We start from the raw sequence: 6,637 nt of genomic DNA, 5'->3' as shown, positions 1-6,637 counted from the left end.
ACGACGAGGTTGATAGGTTCGGGGTGGAAGCACAGCAATGTGTGTAGCTGACGAATACTAATCGGTCGAGGGCTTATCCTAAAACCGTTTGCTGCGACCCATACATCCAGCAGACACAGTTAAAGAGGTTTTCAGCAAACCTAATCTTTCGTATCCAGTTTTCAGGGCGCAACTTGCTAATGCAAGCATTAGCAATTGACCCACAAATGTGGGTTTTATTTTTTGTCTATGAGCCATCGCTCATGTAGGCAAAGCACCTGAATTTAATTATGGCGGTCGTGGCGAAGTGGTTAACGCATCGGTTTGTGGATCCGACATTCGGGGGTTCAATTCCCCTCGATCGCCCCATTTTTACAAAAAAAAATAATAGCTATTGTTGGGGATTAGCCAAGCGGTAAGGCAACGGACTTTGACTCCGTCATTCTCAGGTTCGATCCCTGAATCCCCAGCCATTGATATGCGGAAGTGGCTCAGCGGTAGAGCATCGCCTTGCCAAGGCGAGGGTCGCGGGTTCGATTCCCGTCTTCCGCTCCATTAAGTTGGCGCCATAGCCAAGTGGTAAGGCAGAGCTCTGCAAAAGCTCTACCCCTAGTTCGAGTCTAGGTGGCGCCTCCAACTTATTTTCAAAACATGTGCCCTTAGCTCAGCTGGATAGAGCGTTTGACTACGAATCAAAAGGCCAGGAGTTCGAATCTCTTAGGGCACGCCATCTTTATTGAATTGCCGATGTGGCGGAATGGCAGACGCGCGCGACTCAAAATCGTGAGGGAAACCGTGGAGGTTCGAGTCCTCTCATCGGCACCAAATTCATAAGTAACGCTCATTAGATAAAGTATCTAATGGGCTTTTTTTATTTAGATCTAAAATTTCATTTATAGTATTAGCTGAAGAAACCTTTGAACTATACTCCAGATGACAATAAACATGAGCTGTAGTTGAGTAACAACTATGGCCTAGCCACGCTTGAACTTTTATTATCACTCCACCGTTTTCCAGCAGCAAGCTTACACAGCTTTATGATCTTATTAACAAAAGAGGGGATTCGATTCAGCCATACTCATATTTACACTATCCTTTCTGGTAGTACCTATCAATAAAGTGCGTACTGTTTTTTTATATGTTTTCATTCTATACTAACCTTACTTTAAGTAAAGGAGAGAAAGGAATGACTAAAGTAAAAACCTACAATCACGATCTTTGGGATCACGGAATTACCCAGGGATACTCCGTAAACGGAACTATCTACATTTCAGGACAATTTTCCCACGACACAGAGGGCACGTTCGTTGGCGAAGGCGATATCGAGGCACAGACCCGGCAAACGCTGGGAAATCTTGATCGCGTGCTGGCGGGATTTAATGTCACGAGGTCGAACCTCGCTTATGTGGAGATCTATTTGACAAACGCTCAAAAACATTCCGAGCCGGTCATCCGGCTGTTCAAGGAATACGTAGGACAACACCGGCCTGCCGGCAGTCTCATCGGCGTGACATATCTTGCGTTCCCTGAGCAATTGATTGAAATTAGCGCCGTCGCACACGCGGACTAACTCGGTTACCGTGGTTAGCGCAACAAGAGCGGTCGGGTCTTGGATAGGCGCGACCGCCATTGGCATAAAGCAGCCCCATTCTTGCACCAGTATAGCGCAAGACGATAAGGAAGGCGGAAGTCCCATATACCGTGCTACATAGTGACAAAAAATCTCTTAGCCAAATAAAGAACAGGGCCAACCTAACGGTTAGCCCTGTCGTGTCATGAACAATGAGTATATAAGTGCTACTGTTTTTCCAGCTTAAAGCCTTCCTTCTCCAGCAATGTAACCATACCCACGTCACCCAGCGTATGCAGCGATCCAACTCCAATAAAATACGTTTCTTTTTTACCACTGTTCAAATAGCCTTTAATCTTCTCGACCATAGGTACATTGCGGTCAACCATCTGGGCTTTCACCCATTCAGCATCAAAGCCAATAAATTTGGACGCTTCAGCCAAGGCGTCATAATCGCCCTCACTCCACATTTTAGCCAAAAAATCTACCGATACATCTGGGGTAGGCGGGTTCGGAGAACCTGGCTCCAGATTTTGAAGCAGTAACCTTTCATTCAGCGAGTCAGAGAAGTTGTCCATCGCCTGGAACTGGAGCTCCATATTTTCCAGCGAAATAACCGGCTTTTTAGCTTTATAGGCTTTTTCCATCAGGTACCTGTCAATACCCATATCCTGTTTTTGCTCGCCTTGTGAACTTTTAATATATAGTATTTGTTTCTCGACGAACCACGTCTTAAAGTTATCGAAGCTATTTTCCGGAAGTCCCTGTGCTTTCAAGAATGCTGTAACTTTTTTATATGTTTCTGCGGAGATATGATCCTGCAGTTTTGTTCCGTCTTTATAAACACTCAAATCCGCTATCAGTTTCTTTGATTCCTCAGAAGGTCCCTTCATGAGGTCGACCTCTACGCCCAAGTAGTCAGCAGCTTTGAACGCATTCTCAATCTCCGGACGCAGCGGATACATGCTTCCATCGGCTAGATGTATTGTACCAAGCAAATACACCGTGTTGCCCTTATTTTCTATTTTCCATAGAAAACCGCGGCCTCCTTCGGATTGCTACTTTGAGGTAAGGGTGACCCTATGCAGCGACGGGTTCCAGGCAACCTGATAGCCTGCAGCTTCAGCGACAAAACGGATCGGGACATATGTTACATTTCCGGTTTGTTTAGGCGCTACATCCAGCTGAACTGCTTTTCCATTTGCAGTTGCCTTCGTGCTGCCAATTTGCAGGGAAAAGGAGAGGCCTTCTTTGGTACCGCTGATAGTACGGGTTACTACATCCCATTTCACTTTTATTCCCATATTATTCAGAAGAGAGCGGATCGGGACGAGCGTAACTCCTTTTTCTACGATCGGCGCGGACTTGCCAAACTGGATTTGCTCGCCATTTAGCCGTACGGACAAGGAATTATCTGCTGCTTGAATGGAAGAGAATGTCGATGTAAGCAAGACTAGGGAAAGTATTGAAGCGCTAAGTTTTTTCATCTGTATATACAACTCCTTCTAGTGGGGATAATAATAAGCGGTCTGGATAGTTAGAGATTTTAAATGACTATTCAGGACGTCTTTAGGATTAAGCTTATTGAGCGATTAGTCGGGTCAACGCCAGCGCCCTGGCTCAACTGCTCGAGCGGATTGTAGGGGTGTTCACATTAATTCTGATCATTCGCCTTCTCCTCCCTTTGAACCAATGATCAGATGACCAAACACTTCAAGCAAGTAGTTAATAAAGTCCGGCTGAAAGTTACTTGGAAACTCCATTTCCATCAAAATTTTTCCCGTTTCGCTCATCCCAAGCTCCTCTAGCGGTTGCGCCAGCAACCGATCGAGTATCAGCTTCAGGCTAAGTCCACGCTCCTGTACAAGCGGATGTTCCGGTTGCAGCCCTTGCTTGGACATGACGAGCAGATCATTAAACACAATCATGATCTCATGTTCCAAGCTTGCTCCACTGACAAATATAGATTCTACGAATTCATCCGGCAGCCGATCGAAGAGCCACTGCTTCATCTCTCCTTCCTGCTGAATGGCATTAATCATCAGCATGATGAGCTGGGGATCAATCGTATCGTTATCCTTAACAATCGCTCTTACCCGTTCAATCGTAGCCATAACGCGCTGGATATGCTGCTGCTTCTGCAGCAGCAGCTCGTATTGCATGTCCAGAGAGGTTCTATAATCCTTGCCGCCCTGCTCCAAATACTTGCCGATTTCATCCAAGGAGAGGTCTAAATATTTTAAGGCCAATATTTGTTGGAGACGGAACAAATCCTCGTCGGTATAAGTTCGGTGACCCTGTTCATTGTAGCCGCTTGGCTTGAGCAGACCCTTGTGATCATAAAAGTCAAGTGTACGCACCGTCGTTGAGGTCAGTTTGGCGAGTGAACCAATGGTATAATACGTCTTGCTTATCGTTCTCAACCCCTTTCCAGCATCAGTATAGCGCACGACGTAACGTTATGCGCAAGCATATTTTTAATCTTATTATTCTTCTCATATCAAACAGTGAAGAAGCTAAGTGCCTATAGCAAAAATATTGACCTTGAAAAAAATTGTTGGTAGATGTTACCGGCAAAAAAACCGAGAAGGTTTCCGTCATGAAATTAGACTATTTTGAAAATCTGGATAAGTTTATGAACGAAAAAAATTGGGAAAAAATAAAAAGCTGGACGTACGCGACCTTTGTATTAAACTCCGCCGCTATGCTGTCCGATGAGTATGTAGAAAAATCAACTCAATTGGGCAGAACAATAGGGTCAAAAAATGCCGCCAATCGAAGACATGGTTTATAATATCGTAAATGCTGCTTTCAAAGATGTTGCTGGAAACTACTATGGCAAGACATATCTTGGAGCAGAAGCCAAGCAAGATGTTACTGGCATGGTTGAAAACATGATTGGAATTTACAGAAATAAGCTGCTTAAAAATGACTGGATGTCTGAGAAAACGAAGACAGAAGCGATTAAAAAACTGGATGCCATGAAAGTACATATTGGCTATCCCGACAAGCTGGATGACATGTATTCGATGTTAAAGGTGGATGAAAATAAGTCGTTATATGAGAACAATCGATTCATACAAACGATAATCACTAAAAACAACTTTGCTAAAATTGATCAACCCGTTGATCGGGATGAGTGGAGAATGTCTGCAAATTCTGCGGGCGCATTCTATGAACCGCTGAAAAACACGGTTACGCTTCCTGCTGCAGGTCTTCGGGCGCCATTTTATGATAAAAATCAAAGCGCAAGCCAGAATTATGGAGCCATAGACGGGATTATTGGGCACGAAATCTCTCACGCCTTTGATACAAACGGATCAAAATATGATGAGGTTGGAAATAGGATCAATTGGTGGACAGAAGAAGACTACAAGAAATTCGAAGCCAAAGCAAAGGCCGTTGTTGACCAATACAACAAAGTTGAGTATCTGGGCCAAAAAGTCAATGGACAAAGGACAGTACCAGAAAATATTGCAGACATTGGCGGGCTGATGGTTGCTCTTGAAGCGACAAAACTATTGCCGGATGCAAATCTTCAAGAGTTCTATCAATCATGGGCAACCGTTTGGAGACAGAAGGCTCGTCCTGAGATTGAACAAATCCTTCTAGTCATCGATCCTAACCCGCCAGTAAAATTCAGGGTAAATGTCGTGGTTGCCAACACCGATGATTTCTACTCCACATTTAAAGTCAAAGAAGGCGATGCGATGTACATTGCCCCAGAGGACAGAATCAAGCTTTGGTAAAATACGTTAATCCGATAGTGAGCCATACCAAAATCCTTCCATTGAATGTTGTCTCGTCCACTCCATTCAATAGGAGAATTTTTGCTATGGCTCTCTTTTGTTGATAAGAGCAAAAATGTGTTTAGATGACCTATTCAGAATGATTATTTTTCTTTCTAATAGGTCTGTAGAATTCACGTATGTCATTGGCCAGCAGTTCCGGTTCTTCCATAGCAGTAAAATGCCCGCCGGAAGGCATTGTGGTCCAACGAGTTACATTCAGATTGCGCACAGCCCAGGATTTAGGAGGCAGCAATATATCCTCGGGAAATATGGCCATCCCTGTCGGAACTTCTATGCGACCTAGTGGTGGCAAGGAATGCGAATTTTCATAGTACATGCGAGTTGATGATCCTATGGTGTTAGTCACCCAATAGATCATAATATGAGTCAACAACTCATCCTTGCTGTATTTCTGGTTGAGGTCACCCTGACAATCGCTCCATGCGCGAAATTTCTCGATTATCCAAGCTGCCAAACCTACCGGCGAATCGGAAAGTCCATAAGCAAGAGTCTGAGGCTTTGTCGATTGAATGGACATATAGCCTCCTTCTTGCAAGATCCATTCGGAAGCGTTTTTCTTATATATCAGCTCTTCTTCAGAAACTTCCGGCTTATCCAGTGAAGCCATGAGACTCCTTACAATGCCAACATCAGTTAGATGGATACCAAATAAAAGCTCGGGATAATTGGATGCCAGATATCTTGTAACACCGGAGCCAATATCTCCGCCTGCTGCGGCAAATTTTTTGTAGCCTAATTCTTTTGTCATCAGTTTACTCCACATCTGGGAGACAAAAAAAATGTTGACGCCAGGCCGATTAGGGCGACTAGAAAATCCGAAACCAGGTAAGGATGGAACAATGACATCAAAAGAGTCCTCAGGATTTCCTCCGTAACTAGCAGGATCCGTAAGAAGAGGAATCATTTTTTGATAACGAAGGTAACTGTCGGGCCATCCATGGGTAAAGATAATGGGCAGAGGGTCAGGTCCTTTGCCGCGTTCGTGTACGAAGTGCACATGTATCCCATCAATATGGCAACGATACTGGGAAAAACGATTCAACTTGGATTCTTGCGCGCGCCAGTCGTAATGATCTCTCCAATATGAAACGAGTGATTTTAAATAACTTAAGTCTGTTCCTCTCTCCCAGCCTGCGTTTTCTAATTGATCGGGCCAACGGATGTGATGAAGCCTGTATTGTAGATCGTCAAGGACTTCATCGGAGACATGGATATGAAACCGTTCAGCAGCCATCATGATTTCCTCCCTTTTTGTTCATCTTCAACATGATTATAT

General features: G+C 44.3%; 6 protein-coding genes, 6 tRNA genes and 1 pseudogene. 9 read left to right on the top strand and 4 right to left on the bottom strand.

Annotation, left to right across the window (positions count from 1 at the left end):
• The first annotated feature begins 272 nt into the window (after positions 1-272).
• The 7 genes from ADU23_RS04350 to ADU23_RS04320 all read left to right on the top strand — a co-directional run bounded on the left by ADU23_RS04350 (position 273) and on the right by ADU23_RS04320 (position 1,549).
• Positions 273-348 (top strand) — tRNA-His (locus ADU23_RS04350).
• 29 nt (positions 349-377) lie between these two features.
• Positions 378-452: transfer RNA gene (locus tag ADU23_RS04345), tRNA-Gln, on the top strand.
• Between the two features lie 7 nt (positions 453-459).
• Positions 460-534 (top strand) — tRNA-Gly (locus tag ADU23_RS04340).
• A gap of 7 nt (positions 535-541) precedes the next feature.
• Positions 542-615: transfer RNA gene (locus ADU23_RS04335), tRNA-Cys, on the top strand.
• A gap of 17 nt (positions 616-632) precedes the next feature.
• Positions 633-709, top strand: a tRNA-Arg gene (locus ADU23_RS04330).
• A gap of 13 nt (positions 710-722) precedes the next feature.
• Positions 723-804, top strand: a tRNA-Leu gene (locus ADU23_RS04325).
• Between the two features lie 361 nt (positions 805-1,165).
• The gene (locus tag ADU23_RS04320) at positions 1,166-1,549 is read left to right on the top strand and encodes a RidA family protein (RefSeq protein WP_053372625.1); all 384 of its coding nucleotides are present in this window, start codon (positions 1,166-1,168) and stop codon (positions 1,547-1,549) included.
• Between the two features lie 227 nt (positions 1,550-1,776).
• Here ADU23_RS04320 and ADU23_RS31940 read toward each other — a convergent pair whose 3' ends face one another.
• The 3 genes from ADU23_RS31940 to ADU23_RS04305 form a co-directional block, all read right to left on the bottom strand.
• Entirely contained in the window at positions 1,777-2,574 is a 798-nt protein-coding gene (locus tag ADU23_RS31940) for a TraB/GumN family protein (RefSeq protein WP_082310995.1), read from the bottom strand.
• A gap of 33 nt (positions 2,575-2,607) precedes the next feature.
• Positions 2,608-3,036, bottom strand: a complete 429-nt coding sequence (locus tag ADU23_RS31935) for a copper amine oxidase N-terminal domain-containing protein (protein WP_053372623.1) — start codon at positions 3,034-3,036, stop codon at positions 2,608-2,610.
• Positions 3,037-3,213: 177 nt separating this feature from the next.
• Positions 3,214-3,972, bottom strand: a complete 759-nt coding sequence (locus ADU23_RS04305; protein WP_053372622.1) for a MerR family transcriptional regulator — start codon at positions 3,970-3,972, stop codon at positions 3,214-3,216.
• Positions 3,973-4,148: 176 nt separating this feature from the next.
• Between ADU23_RS04305 and ADU23_RS34180 the strand changes: the two are divergent.
• Together ADU23_RS34180 and ADU23_RS04295 are read left to right on the top strand one after the other, a co-directional pair.
• Positions 4,149-4,494: pseudogene (locus ADU23_RS34180) on the top strand (hypothetical protein); the annotation flags it as partial.
• A complete protein-coding gene (locus ADU23_RS04295; protein WP_442950644.1) occupies positions 4,486-5,298 on the top strand; it encodes a M13-type metalloendopeptidase in 813 nt (270 codons plus the stop codon). The pseudogene ADU23_RS34180 and the gene ADU23_RS04295, both read left to right, overlap by 9 nt.
• Before the next feature lie 130 nt (positions 5,299-5,428).
• On the opposite strand, the gene ADU23_RS04290 is transcribed toward ADU23_RS04295, so the two are convergent.
• A complete protein-coding gene (locus ADU23_RS04290; RefSeq protein WP_053372619.1) occupies positions 5,429-6,595 on the bottom strand; it encodes an epoxide hydrolase family protein in 1,167 nt (388 codons plus the stop codon).
• Between the last annotated feature and the right edge of the window lie 42 nt (positions 6,596-6,637).

Source organism: Paenibacillus sp. FJAT-27812, from assembly GCF_001273905.1.
Lineage (GTDB): Bacteria > Bacillota > Bacilli > Paenibacillales > Paenibacillaceae > Pristimantibacillus.
This window is presented reverse-complemented; position numbering and strand designations above follow the sequence as displayed.

Excerpts from the sequence above, each read along its gene's own strand:
- ADU23_RS04320 (WP_053372625.1), top strand. The coding sequence starts at position 1,166 with ATGACTAAAGTAAAAACCTACAATCACGATCTTTGGGATCACGGAATT.
- ADU23_RS04290 (WP_053372619.1), bottom strand. The coding sequence starts at position 6,595 with ATGGCTGCTGAACGGTTTCATATCCATGTCTCCGATGAAGTCCTTGAC.
- ADU23_RS04295 (WP_442950644.1), top strand. The coding sequence starts at position 4,486 with ATGTCTGAGAAAACGAAGACAGAAGCGATTAAAAAACTGGATGCCATG.
- ADU23_RS31935 (WP_053372623.1), bottom strand. The coding sequence starts at position 3,036 with ATGAAAAAACTTAGCGCTTCAATACTTTCCCTAGTCTTGCTTACATCG.